Below are 14,793 nucleotides of genomic sequence, written 5' to 3'. Positions count from 1 at the left end.
GTACAAAAGCATGGTATCATCATATGGGCGGAAATTGAGAAGACATAAAGAAAGAACATGAAAAAAATATGTGATGGGAAAGGAAGAATTATGGAGAAACACAAACATGAGAGAAGTACATTTTCCGGGAAGATCGGATTTGTACTGTCTGCAGCCGGTGCTTCGGTAGGCCTGGGGAATATATGGAGATTCCCCTATCTGGCGGCAAAGTACGGCGGTGGAATTTTTTTACTGATCTATATCATTTTGGCATTGACCTTCGGATACTCTATGATCGTGGCAGAGACAGCTCTGGGACGTATGACAAAGAAAAGTCCGGTAGGTGCGTTTGGAACTTTTGGTAAATCAAAGTGGCTGTCTTTGGGAGGCTGGATTAATGCGATCATACCGGTTCTGATCGTACCATATTATTCTGTGATCGGTGGCTGGGTAATTAAATATCTGGTGGAATATGTAAAGGGAAACAGCCAGACCCTTGCTGAGGACGGATATTTTTCCGCTTTTATATCCGATGGATTTTCAACTGAGGCCTGTTTTCTGTTTTTTACGCTGCTTACGCTGATGATCATTTATGCAGGTGTGCAGAATGGCGTGGAACGAGTTTCCAAAGTAATGATGCCGATACTGGTTTTCTTGTCTGTAGTCATTGTCGTTTATTCGGTAACAAGACCGGGAGCACTGGAAGGTGTGAAATATTTCCTGATACCAAATATCAAAAACTTCTCCTGGATGACAGTGGTTGCGGCAATGGGACAGATGTTTTATTCTCTGTCGATCGCGATGGGTATTCTGGTAACTTTTGGTTCCTATATGAAAAAGGATGTATCTATTGAAGGTTCTACACAAAATGTAGAAATTTTTGACACAGCGATCGCAATGATGGCAGGTCTGATGATCATTCCGGCAGTGTTTGCATTCTCTGGTGGAGATCCGGATACGTTACAGGCGGGCCCGGCACTGATGTTTATTACGATTCCGAAGGTATTTGCAAGCATGGGCTTTGGAACTCTGGTTGGAATCCTGTTTTTTGTACTGGTTCTCTGTGCAGCCCTGACCAGTTCTATTGCCCTGACTGAGAGTGCAGTATCTACTTTTCAGGATGAGTTGAAATGGGGACGCAAGAAGGCAACAGTATTTGTCGGAGTTGTCATGGTTGTTCTCGGAAGTCTTTCTTCTCTTGGCTATGGTCCTCTGGCGTGTGTTAAGATCATTGGAATGCAGTTCCTTGATTTCTTTGATTTCCTGACGAACTCTGTCATGATGCCGATTGCAGCGATTGCTACCTGTCTTCTGATATCCAGAGTAGTCGGTACAAAGAAAATTGAAGATGAAGTACTGCAGGAAGGTGGTACTTTCCGCAGAAAAAAAATCTTTAATTTTATGATCCAGTATCTTTGCCCGATCTTTGCGGCAATTATTCTTTTCAGTTCTGTAGCAAATGCATTTGGATGGATTTCCATGTAAATAAGAAAACCGCAGAAACCTGATAAATACAGGAATCTGCGGTTTTGTCATATAACAGGATGCTTTTTATACCTTGGGCTGATAACGCATATCAGAAACGTTGTATACGGTGATAAATGCCAGAGGATCTTCCTGGTTGATAAAGTTCATAAGTTTCTGATATTCTGTTTTATCAACGATCGTGATGATCTCGTTTCGTTTCTGCATATTATATGCCCCGGTGGCTTCATAGATAGTTGCTCCGCTGTGCAGATCATGGATGATAAAATTCCGGAGTTCTTCTTCTTTTTGGGTGATAATGCACACACGTCGCTTAATATTGTGGTCAAAGATAAAATGATCCAGGACAATGCCGTTGAAATAAGTGCCTAGGATACTCAGAACGACGGTCTTTTTGTCATAGACAAGTGCGGCAGAAAGTGCGACGCACATGCCTGAGAGTGACATTGCCTTTCCGAGATCCATATGCAGATATTTGTTCATGATCTTGGCAACGATATCCAGACCGCCGGAGGATGCATTGCGATTAAAAAGAATGCTGAGTCCTACGCTGACAATCAGAATATAACAGAGAACATCCAGCTCCTGGCTGTTGGTCATAGAGCCAAAATCCGGAAAGATTTTTTCAAACAGTCCGAGGAACAGAGGGAGCATAATGCTGGTGTAGACGGTTTTTACGCCAAATTCCTTTCCACAGGTGATAAAACCAATGATCAATAGTACCACATTCAGGATCATGGTGATTGCAGATAATGGAAGGGGTATGAAATTGGACAGTACAATTCCAAGACCGGAAATACTGCTGACAGAAGTATGACTTGGCACCAGGAAAAAGTATACAGCGGCAGCGATAATTGCGACTGCACCTGTCAGGATGATTGTTTCCATGAGAAATTTTGTATAAGTCAATTGCTTTTTCATAAATAAAATCCTTTTCTGGTCAGTGTTCGAAATTATTAATTATGTGATTCCGGAACCGGCAGATTCACAGTAATTGGATCGTGTCCGAGAGCCGGGATGATTTTTCCGGTAAGATCTTCTGTTGCAAATTTGAGACTTGAAGTATTGATGCATGGATGGCATCCAAAATAAGGTTCTTTCATGATGTCTTCGTCAATCAGAAGCTGTACTTTGTTTTCGGAATCGTTCATCAGTCCCATGATACTGACAGAACCCGGGGTGATATCCAGATATTTTTCCATATATTCCGGTTTGGCGAAGGATAATCTGGCAGAGTGAATCTGGGCAGAAAGATCTTTGGTTTTAAAAGGTTTATCGCCAGGCATTAAAAGCAGATAGAAGTTTGTCTCCTGGCGATTGCATAAGAATAAATTCTTGCAGATCGTGGTATCATCACCGAGGGTGCGGTCAATTTCTTCGCAGGCTTCCATGGTCATGGCTGCCTCATGATCTACTCTCTGGTAATCAATTCCCAGCTTATCTAAAAAATCATATACGCGGATTTCTTTGTCAAGTCGTTTGTCGGTATTTTCAGGTCTTCCATTTTGTAGTTCCATTTTTTGATACTCCTTTATTTTTGCAGATATTTGATAACTGGATTTTTTATGTAATCATTGTAGCGGCATTTGACGAAAGTGTAAAGTCTTATTCTGGATACGTATCGGAATGCTTTACAGGTCAGTATCGTTTTTTACAATACGAATTTAAAACTAAATGATAAAGTCTAATCAGTTAATGAGAGAGACAAAGGCGTCAACGATAAATTCGTTGGCGCTTTTCTGTTTTATAGATTTATGAGGAGGATGAGATCATGGACAGAATTAAGAATCACCCGATACTTGGAGAAACGCCAAAGAGAAAAAAAGTTACATTCAGTTATGATGGGAAATTGCTGGAAGGCTATGAAGGCGAACCAATTGCAACAGCATTGAAAGCAGCAGGAGTCATGGCTCATCGATATACGGCAAAAACACATGAACCACGAGGAGTGTTCTGTGCGATAGGAAGATGTACGGACTGTGTAATGATCGTAGATGGTAAACCAAACATCAGAACATGCATCACACCACTTGAGGCAGGCATGGTTGTTCAGACACAGTATGGAGTTTCGGCAGCACCGCAGAAATAAAATAAATGGATGGGAGACTGGAATTATGAAGATAGAACGATACGATATGATAGTAATTGGCGCCGGTCCGGCTGGTTTGTCTGCGGTAATCGAAGCCGCCAAAAAAGGTTTAAAGCCAATTGTGTTTGATGAAAATGCAAAGCCGGGCGGACAGCTTTTTAAACAGATCCATAAATTCTTTGGTTCGAAGGAACACAAGGCAAAGGTAAGAGGCTTTAAGATTGGGCAGGAACTTCTTGCCGAGGCCGAGAAATATGGAGTGGAAGTAGTCTTAAATGCTATTGTAGTTGGTTTATATCCAGAGAAGGAAGTAACCGTAAAAATCGGAGACAAAGTAAAACATTATAAAGGCGATGCAGTTCTTGTTGCAACAGGTGCAAGCGAAAACATGGTAAATTTTGAGGGATGGACAAAACCTGGTGTAATCGGAGCAGGAGCTGCACCAAGAGTTGGAGGTTATGGTGTTCATGCCGCAAAGATAGCTTGAAAAGCTGAACTGTCCACAGCTGGGAATTTCACATTTTTATGAGTTTTCGCTGAGACAGGGAAAATCACATGAGATGAAAGCAGTTCCGGATGGGAGTATCGATCTGCTTTTCAATATAGGAAGTGATAAAGTTACAACCTATATAAGCGGAACTGTATTTGGTGTGAAGGCATGGAATCTTGGAGATGCAGATACGTGCTTTGATGTCAGATTTCAGCCGGGTCAGGGAATGGCAAAGATGAATATGCTGCCAAAAATTTTCTCAAAGACCAATAAACACAACGTTCCATGGTTTGGTCAGATGTTTGTAAGTGCAGCGATTCTTATCTTTGGATATTTCAGTGACAGTTCTGCAGATATGATCTCTTTTCTTATCCTGGCAGGTTCGGTATTCTGGATGATTTCATACATACTTGCACACGTTGACGTACTGATTTTCAGAAAACGTCTTCCAAATGCACCGAGAAACTTTAAAGTGCCTTGTGGTATATTATTTCCGGTTATAGGAATTGTTGGAACGGCATATATGATTCTTAATATATCCAGTGATCCACAGGAGCGTATGAATATCTGGCTTCTGACAGGGGTATGCTTTATTGTACTGGGAATATATTCGGCTGTATGGATCAAATTCAAGATGAAGATGAAAGTGTTCAAAAGTATCCCGCTCGAAAAAGTTATGGCCATGGAAAATGAGCTTTACTATTATGTACGGAAAAGTAAAGGAATATGGAAATAAGGCAGTTTTTTATAAAGGCAGTATCAATGCAATTGTACTGCCTTTTTTGCTGCTTTCCAGTACTTTGACCAGTCCGCCATGTTGTCTGGCAATTTCATTTACAAGGGCGAGTCCAAGGCCGGCACCGCCCATGGCACGGCTTCTGGACTTGTCCACCCGGAAAAATGGATCAAAGATTCTTTCCTGAAATTCAGGAGGAATACCAATTCCGGTGTCTGTTACCTCAACAAAAGCACAGTCAGTTGAAACAGAAGGGGCAGAGCAGTCAGGCTCTGCTTTTTTTTGTGATATTTTTACAGTCACTTTTCCACTGGGATGATTGTATTTGATGGCATTTTCCACAAGATTATACACAGCCCGGTAGAGAAGCAGATAGCTTCCGATAACGGTACAGTCACCGTCCTTTTGGATCAGTTCGACTTCTTTTTGGTCGGCAACAGAAATCAGATCACAAAATACTTCATCTGTGAGTGCTGCCAGTGAAATAGAATCGGAACGTTCTATGGACTGTATGCCGGTCATATCGAGAAGAACCTCGGACAGGTGAGAAAGCCGCTCGGTCTGTTCCTGGATCATTCTGAAAATTTCCTGATATTCTTCGATATCAGGATTGTTTTTGCGGGCAAAAACCTCCAGATTTGTCTGCATAACGGCAAGCGGTGTCCTGAGTTCATGTGCTGCACTGGCAGAAAACTGTTTCTGTGCGGTAAATGCCTCGTCCAGACGGGAGAGCATCTTGTTGAAGGAGCCTGTCAGATGTGAAATTTCATCATTCGTATCAGGAACTTCAAGAGATTCCGATAAATTCTGAGCTTCTATTTTATTAACCTCGTTACTGAGACTGCGCAGAGGCTGCAGTGCACGCCGACTGATAAAATAAGTGCAGATACTGCTCAGAAGAATGATGATCCCAGTGGCGATGATACTTCTGACACGGAACTGATCTTTGGTTGCCTGTACCTGATCGGAAAGTCCCGAAAATAACGTAGACGGATTAATGTTAAAGGTAATTGGCGTGGAATCGGTTTTGTTGATCCGTACAACATAATCTCCCAGATCTTCGATTCCGGTGACAGCGGAACGACTGATAAAAAAGTACATCAGAACACAGGTAATGGTCATCAGAAGTGTAATGATCAGTGTCAGACGCCATTGCAGAGAAAGCTTTTTTATTGGATTTTTTTTGTTCATTTCAGATCCTCCGTCAGAATATAGCCCTGTCCGATCTTGTTCTGGATCGGATCATTACCAAGAGCTGTGCGCAGCTTTTTGCGAAGTGCAGAAATATGGACGCGTATAGAATTGCTGAAGCTGTTGACGCTTCCGTCCCAGATATGTTCGATCAGTTCTTCCGGGCTGATGATACGATTCTGGTGGAGCATAAAATATTCCAGCAGTGCGGTTTCTTTCCGGGTGAGAGAAAGTTCTTCGCTGTCAATGGCAGCCTTTCTTGTGCGGGTATCGAAGGTGATGCGTCCGCATTTCAGGCAGATATTTTCCTGAATAAATTTTCGCCGTGTCAGGCTGCGGATCCGGGCTTCCAGTTCCTCGAAGTGAAAGGGCTTTGTCAGATAGTCATTTGCTCCAAGATCAAGTCCTTCTACCTTGTCCTGGATCTGTCCTCTGGCTGAGAGGATCAGAACAGGGGTGGAGGAGTTTATTTCCCGGAATTGCCGCAGGATTTCCAGACCATCTATGCCGGGAAGATTCAGATCCAGAAGAATCAGATCATAATTTTCGGTCAGGCACAATTCCAGTCCGTCATCTCCATCAAAACAGGTATCTGTTTCGTATCCATTCATGCGAAGACCCTCTGCAATCGAGCGGCAGAGCTGTTCTTCATCTTCTATTACTAATATGTGCATAAGAAATCTCCTTTGTCAAATATGATGTCGAGGTTAAAAATGTTTATATGTTACTGTGAACGGAGTGAACAGTAACGTTTATATTGGAACTCTGGTATTATCATATCATGTTCCATATAAAATTCCCGTAAAAAATACAGGAATAAAAAGAAATTTTGATTTTTTTGATTTCTTAACAGAGATTTTATAGACAGGATGATATAATACGGTTACAGTAATCAAAGCGTGTATAATAAAAACACAAAATGATTTATAAATTACAGGACAAATATGAAGGGAGATATAAATATCATGAAATTCAGAATGAAAAAAATAACAGCACTTATGGCAGCAGCAGTATTGGGAGCATCTACATTTGGAAGTGTATCAGTAATGGCAGCAGAAAGTACAGAAGCAATGGCGGTTCCGGCAGACGAAGCGGGAATGGTGGTTGATGGAGATGCGGTTGCAGCAGATGGTGATGCAATTCCGTCTGATTTTATACAGGGTACTTTTAAACCATCTGAGACAACTGTGCAGGCACAGGATTCTTATGAGTATCCATTCCTTGGACTTAACATGAAACTTCCGGAGGAACTGCTTAAACAGATAAAAGCGCAGACCATTGCGATGATCACAAATGAAGTATGGAATGACAATGCAGATGCAATTAAATATGCATATATAAGCTGGAGCGAAATGACCGAGGAGCAGAAAGAGGCAGAGGTTGACAAGATGGGAACAGCATATGATGACTGGTACAATAGTCTTGCAAAAGTTGGAGCGATTGGAATCTATGACGAAGATTCTGAGAAAGAACTGGATAAGATCACAGGCTGCACAGAACACAAAGAAATCGGAAGCAGCAGTGATGGAAAGTATAAATATTATCTGAGCACTAATAAAGATGCAGATGAATCCCTGAAAAAAGAAGTGGAAGAAATTGATGTGACACTCACAGAGATGACACCATTCCAGAAGCTTTCCGCATTTGACCAGCCACAGGAGACAAGCAATGAAGGTGATTCTACAACTGTAGGCAAGTTTGAGACAAAAGGCGTTGATGGAAAAGATTATACAGAAAAAGTATTCAGCGATTATGATCTTACACTTGTGAATGTTTTTACTACCTGGTGTTCTCCATGTGTAAATGAGATTCCGGAGCTGGAAAAACTCTATGAAGAGATGAAGGAAAAAGGTGTTGGAGTTGTCGGTGTCGTTCTTGATACAGTGAGTGATGATGCCAAACAGAATGAGGATACAGTGAAAAAAGCCGGTGTCCTTCAGGAGAAGACAAAAGCATCCTATCCGTTCCTGGTCCCGGATTCAACAATGATGAATGGACGTTTAAATGGTATCTCTGCTTTCCCGGAAACATTCTTTGTTGACAAAGAAGGAAATATTGTAGGAGAAACCTATTCAGGAAGCCATACACTGGACGAATGGAAAGAAATCGTAGAAAAAGAACTCAAGAACATTTCTAAATAATAAAGCGATTTTGACAGAAAGATAAGAAAAATGATGAAAAAAATAACAGATTCAAAGTGGATAGGTCCTGCGCTGGCGATTCTGGGAATCCTCCTGATGATATTTGGAATTTACCGGGGCGAAGTGGATGTAGTCTTTACAAAGGCAATTAATATCTGTATGGAGTGTATTGGAATTGGATAATAAGAAGATAAAAATAAACGAGTGGCCGAGGCATGGGATTCAGGCACTGTGGGCGGCGCTTACAAACAGTCATGTTTCCGGATTTGTGACTGGAAAGATTTATACCGGAAAATTGAAAAATGTATGTGTTCCGGGGCTGAACTGCTATTCCTGCCCCGGGGCCACAGGTGCCTGTCCTATTGGTTCCTTTCAGGCAGTGATCGGCAGCTGGAATTTCAAAATGGCATATTATATAGTTGGATTTCTGATTTTTATCGGAGCTCTGCTGGGAAGACTTGTCTGTGGATTCCTCTGTCCGTTTGGACTGATCCAGGATCTTTTGAATAAGATTCCTTTTCCCAAAAAGATTCGGACATTCAGGGGAGATAAGCTGCTTCGTAAACTGAAATATGTGATTCTTCTGGTATTTGTAGTTTTGATGCCATTATTTGTGGTGGATATTATGGGGCAGGGCTCCCCTTATTTCTGTAAGCTGATCTGTCCGGCAGGTACGCTGGAAGGCGGGCTTCCACTGGTGCTTTTGAATAAATCCATGCGCAGTGCAGTGGGATGGCTCTATGTGTGGAAGAATACGATCCTGGTGATCACAATCATACTCTCCATTATCATTTATCGGCCGTTCTGTAAATATATCTGTCCGTTGGGTGCTTTTTATTCTGTATTTAATAAAGTTTCTGTTTTCCGTTATCGAGTGGATGCAGAAAAATGCGTTCACTGTGGAAAATGTGCAAAAGCATGTCAGATGGAAGTAAATCCGGTGGAAAACCCGAACAGCTTAGAATGTATTCGCTGTGGAAGATGTAAAAAGATCTGTCCGACACAGGCAATTCAGTGTGGGACAAAAAGAAAATAAAATTTTTATATGGGCTTAATATCAGATGATAATCAATATTAAGCTTGTATAACTTCTTTTTTGGTATATAATACTATTAAAATCAAAAAAGAGGAGATTAGTTATGCCAGAAAAACATAAAAGAAAACATCTGACATCCTTTCAGATGATTATTTTAGGTTTTGCAGGAGTGATTCTTTTGGGAGCACTCCTGCTTATGTTACCCGTCTCATCTGCGGAGAGAGTTGTAACGCCATTTGATCAGGCACTTTTTACTTCAACTTCTGCTGTATGTGTGACGGGTCTTGTTGTGCAGGACACAGGAAGCTACTGGTCAGGTTTTGGACAGGCAGTGATATTGCTACTTATACAGACAGGCGGCCTGGGAGTTGTAACGGTTGCCGTTTCGGTGTTTATGCTGTCAGGACGAAAGATATCACTGATGCAGCGAAGTACCATGCAGGATGCCATCTCAGCACCAAAAGTCGGTGGTATTGTCCGCCTGACAAAGTTTATTCTGAGAGGAACGTTTCTGATCGAAGGAATTGGTGCGGTTTTGCTTCTTCCGGTATTTTGCCGTGATTTTGGAATAAAAGGTATATGGATGTCGATTTTTCATTCCATATCGGCCTTTTGTAATGCGGGATTTGATATACTTGGTACCGCAGATAACACTTTTGTATCACTGAGTGGTTATGCCGGAAATTTCTGGTTAAATATAGTGATTATGCTTCTGATTATCATTGGTGGCATTGGTTTTCTTACATGGGATGATGTTTATACGAATAAACTCCGATTTAAACGTTATCGTATGCAGAGCAAGATTATTCTGTTAACGACCGCAATCCTGATTTTTGTCCCGGCGATCTTCTTTTTTGTCTGTGACTTTGGACAGGTATCGATTGGGAAAAGGACGCTGTTATCGCTTTTTCAGTCTGTAACGACAAGAACGGCTGGTTTTAATACCGCAGATCTGTCATCGATGACTGAGGCAGGACAGGCGATCATGATACTTCTTATGCTGATCGGAGGATCACCAAGTTCTACAGCAGGTGGTATGAAGACAACGACAGCGGCAGCCCTGCTTTTGAACGCATTTGCGACATTTCGAAGTCGTGAGGATGCGGGTGCTTTTGGAAGAAGATTCGACGGTCAGGTAATAAAAAATGCCGCAACGATAGCAATGCTGTACTTTGTATTGTTTTTCTTTGGAGGAATAACCATCAGTGTTTATGAAGGGCTTTCATTACAGCTTTGTCTGTATGAGGCTGCTTCAGCAGTAGGAACCGTAGGACTTACTCTGGGAATCACACCGGGGCTTCATATCCTGTCACGACTGATACTGATCGTGCTTATGTATCTGGGACGTGTAGGAGGACTGACCCTGATCTATGCAGTATTATCCAGAAGAAATATGAATGCCAAAATGCCATTGGAAAAAATAACAGTTGGATAGAAGAGGAGATAGAATGAAGAATATTTTACTTATTGGTCTTGGACGATTTGGAAAACATATTGCAATGCAGCTGAATGAAATGGGACACGAAATCATGGCAGTGGATATCAATGAGGAGCGAGTCAACAGAATCCTTCCTTTTGTCACCAATGCCCAGATTGGAGACAGTACAGATGCCAGTTTCCTGGAATCACTGGGAATAGGAAATTTTGATATCTGCTTTGTTACCATTGGAGGCAGTTTTCAGAATTCGCTTGAGACAACATCATTATTAAAAGAACTGGGAGCAAATCTGGTAATTTCCCGGGCAGAGCGTGACGTACAGGAAAAATTCCTTTTACGGAATGGTGCAGACAGAGTCGTTTATCCTGAAAAACAGGTGGCAAAATGGTCATCTATCCGTTATGCGGATGATCATATCCTTGACTATATGGAAGTAGATGCGTCTCATGCGATCTTTGAAGTAGCAATCCCAGATGAATGGATTGGAAGATCTGTTGGAGAACTGGATATTCGAAGAAGATATAATATAAATATTCTTGCAGTAAAAAAAGAAAGAGAAGTCAGTGTGACAATTTCTGTAGATACAGTTCTTGAAGCTGACAGTACGCTTCTGGTTCTTGGAGATTATAAAGCAATTCAGAAATTTTTCCACATCTGATAACAGTGCATTAACAGACAGGTGAAAGAAGTGATTTTTAGGAGGAGAGAGGCATGATTTTTGGAATGACATATTTTCAGATATGCCTGTATTTTCTGGTTTATTCTTTTGGCGGCTGGGTTGTTGAAGTTATTTTTCATGCGGTAGCACTTGGAAAGGTTATAAACCGAGGATTTTTGAACGGACCGGTATGCCCTGTGTATGGATTCGGAGTGCTTTCTGTGTTTGCCATGCTCAATACGATTCAGAGTGGCGGACATCAGATGAATGATGCAATGATCTTTCTGTTTGGAATTATCCTTGCAACGGCAGTGGAGCTGATCGCCGGCTGGCTGCTGGATGTATGTTTTCATGCGAGATGGTGGGACTATTCAGATAAGCCGTTCAATTTCCACGGATATATCTGTCTGGAGTTTTCGCTGATCTGGGGACTTGCGATCGTTATGGTAGTAAAGGTTTTTCAGAAATATGTAGAAAGTCAGGCATCCCATACACCGGCAACCTGGGAATGGATCGTGATAGCAATTTTATATGCAGTGTATCTGACAGATTTTATTGTTACAGTAGCGGTTATCCGAGGTTTGAACAAAAAGCTTACCCGACTGGATAAGGTTCGTTCTGATCTGAGAATTGTGAGTGACAAGCTCAGTGATACCCTGGCCACAACTACGATCGATACAGCACAGAAGGTTGGCGAAAGAAAGGTTCAGGCAGCACTTGCGAAGGCAGAATTCCGTGATGCAACTGCAGCTCAGAAAGAAAAATCCATCGAAATGCTCCGCGTGAAGAGAGCAGAGCTCCAGGCACAGTTTGATGAACTTTCCAATTCTATCACCAACCACACGATCGTTGGACAGGGACGTATCATCAAGGCCTTCCCTAAGATGAAACACAGAGATTACTCTGAACTGATTCAGGAGCTGAAGAAAAGACTGTAATTGGTGAGTACAGGAGATTCAATCCTGTTTTATTTTTCTATCATCTGAATCCGTTTACGGTTGTAAACCAGATGCAGATACATGGCATCCTGTGCCCGGAGTGGGTCATGGGATGCTATGGCATCCGTAATCTCACGGTGAGTCTCGATAGTCTCTTCATGCAGTGAACCGCCAGTTGTTTCCACGAACAGAGGAATAGAACTGTTGATCACAGGAATCAGTCTTGGAACTACAACGTTCTTACTGCTCATAGCGATCGCTGTATGGAATTCGATATCTTTTTGCGTGTGATCCTTATGATTTTTTAATAATTTTTCAACTTCATCGCAGAGTGCGGTGATTTTTTTTATGTCTTTTTCGTCGGCATGTGTGGCGGCCATCGCTGCGATAGATGGCTCAAGGAGAAAGCGGACTTCCAGGAGGTCATTGATCAGCTTCTGCTTGTTGCCGATAAAAGTAAAGCCCAGTGGGTCTTCCACCATTCCTGGAGAGGAGGCAATGTAAGTACCGGAACCCTGGCGGATCGTGACAATATTGCGGGAGGCGAGAAGCTTCATAGCTTCGCGTACAGAACTTCTTCCCGCATTCAGACGTTCGGACAGAATAGTTTCATTAGGTAATTTATCTCCTGGCTGCAGATTCTCTTCTAAAATAAGTTCAATAATGTCTTCAGATATTTTTTGAGGAAGACTTTTCTCTTCAGATGACAGATTCATCATATGATTTACCTCATTTCTAATAGATGTAATTCTTTCTTTCCATGATAATGTTTTTCAATTCCAATGTCAAAATGCTAAAATGCACAAAAATAAATACAAAATTTTAGATAAAATTCCAGTATTGCGTTTTTTGAAAAGAGAATATATGATAAATACATCAGATGAATTCTAGGAAAAATACCTAAAATATCAAAGAAAAGCATAAAAAACAACAAAATAGGTCAGATGAATTCACGAGAGAAACGTAAAACATCAGATGAATCAAGGAGGTTAAAGGAAAAATGGAAGAAACAACTTTTGCGGCGGATCCGATGAGACTGATGATCGCTGCTGCGGTAGGAATTGTAATCCTGCTGATACTGATCATCAAATTTAAGCTTCACCCGGTCCTGTCAATGATGATTTCTGCCATCATCATCGGAGCAGGAGCTGGAATGCCGCTTACGATGATCTCAGACACGGTAGAAAAAGGTGTTGGAAAGACATTGCAGGGAATTGCACTTCTGGTAGGACTGGGTTCCATGTTTGGTGGAATTCTGGAAGTAAGTGGAGGTGCCCAGAGAATAGCGGAGACTCTGATTGGTAAATTCGGTCAGAAGAAAGCCGGATGGGCACTTGGACTCACAGGACTTGTCATTGGTACAACGGTATTCTTTGAGGCTGGTGTTGTGGTACTGATTCCGCTGGTATTCAGTGTTGCAAAACAGACCAAAAAATCTACATTGTATTATGCAATCCCACTTCTTTCAGGTCTGGCAAGTGGATATGCGTTTGTCCCACCGTCTGCAGGATCCGTACTTGTGGCAAATGCACTTGGTGTGAATCTGGGAACCATGATCATGGTAGGAGTTCCAACAGCACTGATCTGTATGATGGTTTCAGGAATCTTCTGGGGAAGCTTTATTGGTAACAAAATCCATACAGAGCTTCCGGCAAATGTGGAAGAGATCAAAGATGATGGAAAAGAACTCCCACCTTTTGGACTGGTCCTGGGAGTGATTCTGATTCCGCTTGTTCTGATCCTTCTCAGTACTTTATCAAAATACATGCCGCTTCCGGCGGGCGTTCAGGATGTTCTTGGATTTATCGGAAAACCATTCCTGGCATTAACAATCGCAACTCTCGCATCCATGTATTTTCTGGGAATCAAAAGAGGATTTACCGGTGCACAGTTGAAGAAGATTCTGGATCATTCACTCAGACCGGTTGGTATGATCCTTCTGGTGATCGCCAGCGGTGGAGTGATCCGATGGATGCTTCAGGATTCCGGTCTTGGAAACATTATCGGACCAGTACTGGAGAAGAGTGGTCTTCCATTGATCCTGATCGCATTTCTGATTGCACTTCTGGTCAGAGCATCTGTAGGAAGTTCCATCGTAGCAATGACAATGGCATCCGGAATTATGGCAACTATGCCGGCAGTAATGGATACGAGTATGATCTACAGAGCTGCGATGTGCTGCGCAATCTGTGGTGGAGCAACAGCACTGAGTCATGTAAATGATGCAGGATTCTGGCTGGTAACATCTTTCCTTGAGATTGATGAAAAGACAACCCTGAAATCCTGGACGATTATGGAGACCTTAATCGGTGTTACGGCACTTATTGTAAGCTTTATTGTTTCAATCTTTGCATAGGAGGCAGAGCACAATGATAAAGATACCGGTTTACCTAAGAGATATGTATGATGCAAAGCATTTAGTACAGGCGGCATCTGGCTGTAAGAAAGATGTAGACCTGATTTGTGGAAGATATATTGTAGATGCAAAATCGATGCTGGGTGTGTTCAGTTTACCGACATTTGATACGGTAGAACTTGGAGTAGAAGAAGAGGACGAAGAGAAGCTCAGAGAAACACTGGAAAGTTTAAATCTTATCAGAGAATAAAAAATG

17 protein-coding genes are annotated in these 14,793 nt (G+C 41.9%); 12 read left to right on the top strand and 5 right to left on the bottom strand.

Annotated elements, in window-relative coordinates:
- Positions 1 to 90: 90 nt before the first annotated feature.
- Positions 91 to 1,464: a sodium-dependent transporter gene (locus tag LIR34_RS00665; protein ID WP_173901639.1), complete on the top strand. Its 1,374-nt coding sequence runs from the start codon at positions 91 to 93 to the stop codon at positions 1,462 to 1,464.
- A 66-nt stretch (positions 1,465 to 1,530) separates the two neighbouring features.
- Here the strand turns inward: LIR34_RS00665 and LIR34_RS00660 are convergent, their stop codons facing one another.
- Both LIR34_RS00660 and LIR34_RS00655 read right to left on the bottom strand, forming a co-directional pair.
- Positions 1,531 to 2,385, bottom strand: coding sequence for a YitT family protein (locus LIR34_RS00660; protein WP_173901573.1), 855 nt, complete (start codon positions 2,383 to 2,385; stop codon positions 1,531 to 1,533).
- Between the two features lie 35 nt (positions 2,386 to 2,420).
- Positions 2,421 to 2,981 (bottom strand): prolyl-tRNA synthetase associated domain-containing protein, encoded by a 561-nt coding sequence (locus LIR34_RS00655; RefSeq protein ID WP_161285057.1) that lies wholly within the window; start codon positions 2,979 to 2,981, stop codon positions 2,421 to 2,423.
- 254 nt (positions 2,982 to 3,235) lie between these two features.
- On the opposite strand from LIR34_RS00655, the gene LIR34_RS00650 reads away from it, so the two are divergent.
- The 3 genes from LIR34_RS00650 to LIR34_RS00640 all read left to right on the top strand — a co-directional run bounded on the left by LIR34_RS00650 (position 3,236) and on the right by LIR34_RS00640 (position 4,779).
- Complete coding sequence (locus LIR34_RS00650) at positions 3,236 to 3,553, top strand: (2Fe-2S)-binding protein (protein ID WP_161285058.1); 318 nt, start codon at positions 3,236 to 3,238, stop codon at positions 3,551 to 3,553.
- A 25-nt stretch (positions 3,554 to 3,578) separates the two neighbouring features.
- Positions 3,579 to 4,040: an NAD(P)/FAD-dependent oxidoreductase gene (locus tag LIR34_RS00645; protein ID WP_330603576.1), complete on the top strand. Its 462-nt coding sequence runs from the start codon at positions 3,579 to 3,581 to the stop codon at positions 4,038 to 4,040.
- 73 nt (positions 4,041 to 4,113) lie between these two features.
- Positions 4,114 to 4,779, top strand: coding sequence for an amino acid permease (locus LIR34_RS00640; protein ID WP_173901574.1), 666 nt, complete (start codon positions 4,114 to 4,116; stop codon positions 4,777 to 4,779).
- A 9-nt stretch (positions 4,780 to 4,788) separates the two neighbouring features.
- Here LIR34_RS00640 and LIR34_RS00635 read toward each other — a convergent pair whose 3' ends face one another.
- A complete protein-coding gene (locus tag LIR34_RS00635) occupies positions 4,789 to 5,970 on the bottom strand; it encodes a sensor histidine kinase (protein WP_161285060.1) in 1,182 nt (393 codons plus the stop codon).
- Complete coding sequence (locus LIR34_RS00630) at positions 5,967 to 6,644, bottom strand: response regulator transcription factor (protein WP_173901575.1); 678 nt, start codon at positions 6,642 to 6,644, stop codon at positions 5,967 to 5,969. Before LIR34_RS00630 ends, LIR34_RS00635 begins: the two co-directional genes overlap by 4 nt.
- Positions 6,645 to 6,935: 291 nt before the next feature.
- Between LIR34_RS00630 and LIR34_RS00625 the strand changes: the two genes are divergently transcribed.
- The 6 genes from LIR34_RS00625 to LIR34_RS00600 all read left to right on the top strand — a co-directional run bounded on the left by LIR34_RS00625 (position 6,936) and on the right by LIR34_RS00600 (position 12,181).
- Positions 6,936 to 8,111, top strand: a complete 1,176-nt coding sequence (locus tag LIR34_RS00625) for a TlpA family protein disulfide reductase (RefSeq protein WP_173901576.1) — start codon at positions 6,936 to 6,938, stop codon at positions 8,109 to 8,111.
- A gap of 30 nt (positions 8,112 to 8,141) precedes the next feature.
- Entirely contained in the window at positions 8,142 to 8,294 is a 153-nt protein-coding gene (locus LIR34_RS00620; protein WP_005426325.1) for a CD1871A family CXXC motif-containing protein, read from the top strand.
- Positions 8,287 to 9,147, top strand: coding sequence for a 4Fe-4S binding protein (locus LIR34_RS00615; RefSeq protein WP_179978696.1), 861 nt, complete (start codon positions 8,287 to 8,289; stop codon positions 9,145 to 9,147). Before LIR34_RS00620 ends, LIR34_RS00615 begins: the two co-directional genes overlap by 8 nt.
- A 70-nt stretch (positions 9,148 to 9,217) precedes the next feature.
- Positions 9,218 to 10,582: a TrkH family potassium uptake protein gene (locus LIR34_RS00610; RefSeq protein WP_265107691.1), complete on the top strand. Its 1,365-nt coding sequence runs from the start codon at positions 9,218 to 9,220 to the stop codon at positions 10,580 to 10,582.
- A 13-nt stretch (positions 10,583 to 10,595) separates the two neighbouring features.
- Entirely contained in the window at positions 10,596 to 11,243 is a 648-nt protein-coding gene (locus LIR34_RS00605; protein ID WP_161285065.1) for a potassium channel family protein, read from the top strand.
- A 53-nt stretch (positions 11,244 to 11,296) separates the two neighbouring features.
- Positions 11,297 to 12,181, top strand: coding sequence for a putative ABC transporter permease (locus LIR34_RS00600; protein WP_173901578.1), 885 nt, complete (start codon positions 11,297 to 11,299; stop codon positions 12,179 to 12,181).
- Positions 12,182 to 12,210: 29 nt separating this feature from the next.
- Here LIR34_RS00600 and LIR34_RS00595 read toward each other — a convergent pair whose 3' ends face one another.
- Positions 12,211 to 12,900 (bottom strand): FadR/GntR family transcriptional regulator, encoded by a 690-nt coding sequence (locus LIR34_RS00595; protein WP_173901579.1) that lies wholly within the window; start codon positions 12,898 to 12,900, stop codon positions 12,211 to 12,213.
- A gap of 281 nt (positions 12,901 to 13,181) precedes the next feature.
- Between LIR34_RS00595 and LIR34_RS00590 the strand changes: the two genes are divergently transcribed.
- Both LIR34_RS00590 and LIR34_RS00585 read left to right on the top strand, forming a co-directional pair.
- Entirely contained in the window at positions 13,182 to 14,537 is a 1,356-nt protein-coding gene (locus LIR34_RS00590) for a GntP family permease (RefSeq protein ID WP_161285068.1), read from the top strand.
- 13 nt (positions 14,538 to 14,550) lie between these two features.
- The gene (locus LIR34_RS00585) at positions 14,551 to 14,787 is read left to right on the top strand and encodes an HPr family phosphocarrier protein (RefSeq protein ID WP_161285069.1); all 237 of its coding nucleotides are present in this window, start codon (positions 14,551 to 14,553) and stop codon (positions 14,785 to 14,787) included.
- The last annotated feature ends 6 nt before the right edge of the window (positions 14,788 to 14,793 follow it).

It is taken from the genome of Blautia sp. MSK17_66, from assembly GCF_020538025.1.
In the GTDB taxonomy this organism is placed as follows: domain Bacteria; phylum Bacillota; class Clostridia; order Lachnospirales; family Lachnospiraceae; genus Blautia_A.
Note: the sequence above shows the minus strand (reverse complement) of the source record. Positions and strands in the feature narration are given on the sequence as shown.

Excerpts from the sequence above, each read along its gene's own strand:
- LIR34_RS00665 (WP_173901639.1), top strand. The coding sequence starts at position 91 with ATGGAGAAACACAAACATGAGAGAAGTACATTTTCCGGGAAGATCGGA.
- LIR34_RS00660 (WP_173901573.1), bottom strand. The coding sequence starts at position 2,385 with ATGAAAAAGCAATTGACTTATACAAAATTTCTCATGGAAACAATCATC.
- LIR34_RS00655 (WP_161285057.1), bottom strand. The coding sequence starts at position 2,981 with ATGGAACTACAAAATGGAAGACCTGAAAATACCGACAAACGACTTGAC.
- LIR34_RS00650 (WP_161285058.1), top strand. The coding sequence starts at position 3,236 with ATGGACAGAATTAAGAATCACCCGATACTTGGAGAAACGCCAAAGAGA.
- LIR34_RS00645 (WP_330603576.1), top strand. The coding sequence starts at position 3,579 with ATGAAGATAGAACGATACGATATGATAGTAATTGGCGCCGGTCCGGCT.
- LIR34_RS00640 (WP_173901574.1), top strand. The coding sequence starts at position 4,114 with ATGAAAGCAGTTCCGGATGGGAGTATCGATCTGCTTTTCAATATAGGA.
- LIR34_RS00635 (WP_161285060.1), bottom strand. The coding sequence starts at position 5,970 with ATGAACAAAAAAAATCCAATAAAAAAGCTTTCTCTGCAATGGCGTCTG.
- LIR34_RS00630 (WP_173901575.1), bottom strand. The coding sequence starts at position 6,644 with ATGCACATATTAGTAATAGAAGATGAAGAACAGCTCTGCCGCTCGATT.
- LIR34_RS00625 (WP_173901576.1), top strand. The coding sequence starts at position 6,936 with ATGAAATTCAGAATGAAAAAAATAACAGCACTTATGGCAGCAGCAGTA.
- LIR34_RS00620 (WP_005426325.1), top strand. The coding sequence starts at position 8,142 with ATGATGAAAAAAATAACAGATTCAAAGTGGATAGGTCCTGCGCTGGCG.
- LIR34_RS00605 (WP_161285065.1), top strand. The coding sequence starts at position 10,596 with ATGAAGAATATTTTACTTATTGGTCTTGGACGATTTGGAAAACATATT.
- LIR34_RS00600 (WP_173901578.1), top strand. The coding sequence starts at position 11,297 with ATGATTTTTGGAATGACATATTTTCAGATATGCCTGTATTTTCTGGTT.
- LIR34_RS00595 (WP_173901579.1), bottom strand. The coding sequence starts at position 12,900 with ATGATGAATCTGTCATCTGAAGAGAAAAGTCTTCCTCAAAAAATATCT.
- LIR34_RS00590 (WP_161285068.1), top strand. The coding sequence starts at position 13,182 with ATGGAAGAAACAACTTTTGCGGCGGATCCGATGAGACTGATGATCGCT.
- LIR34_RS00585 (WP_161285069.1), top strand. The coding sequence starts at position 14,551 with ATGATAAAGATACCGGTTTACCTAAGAGATATGTATGATGCAAAGCAT.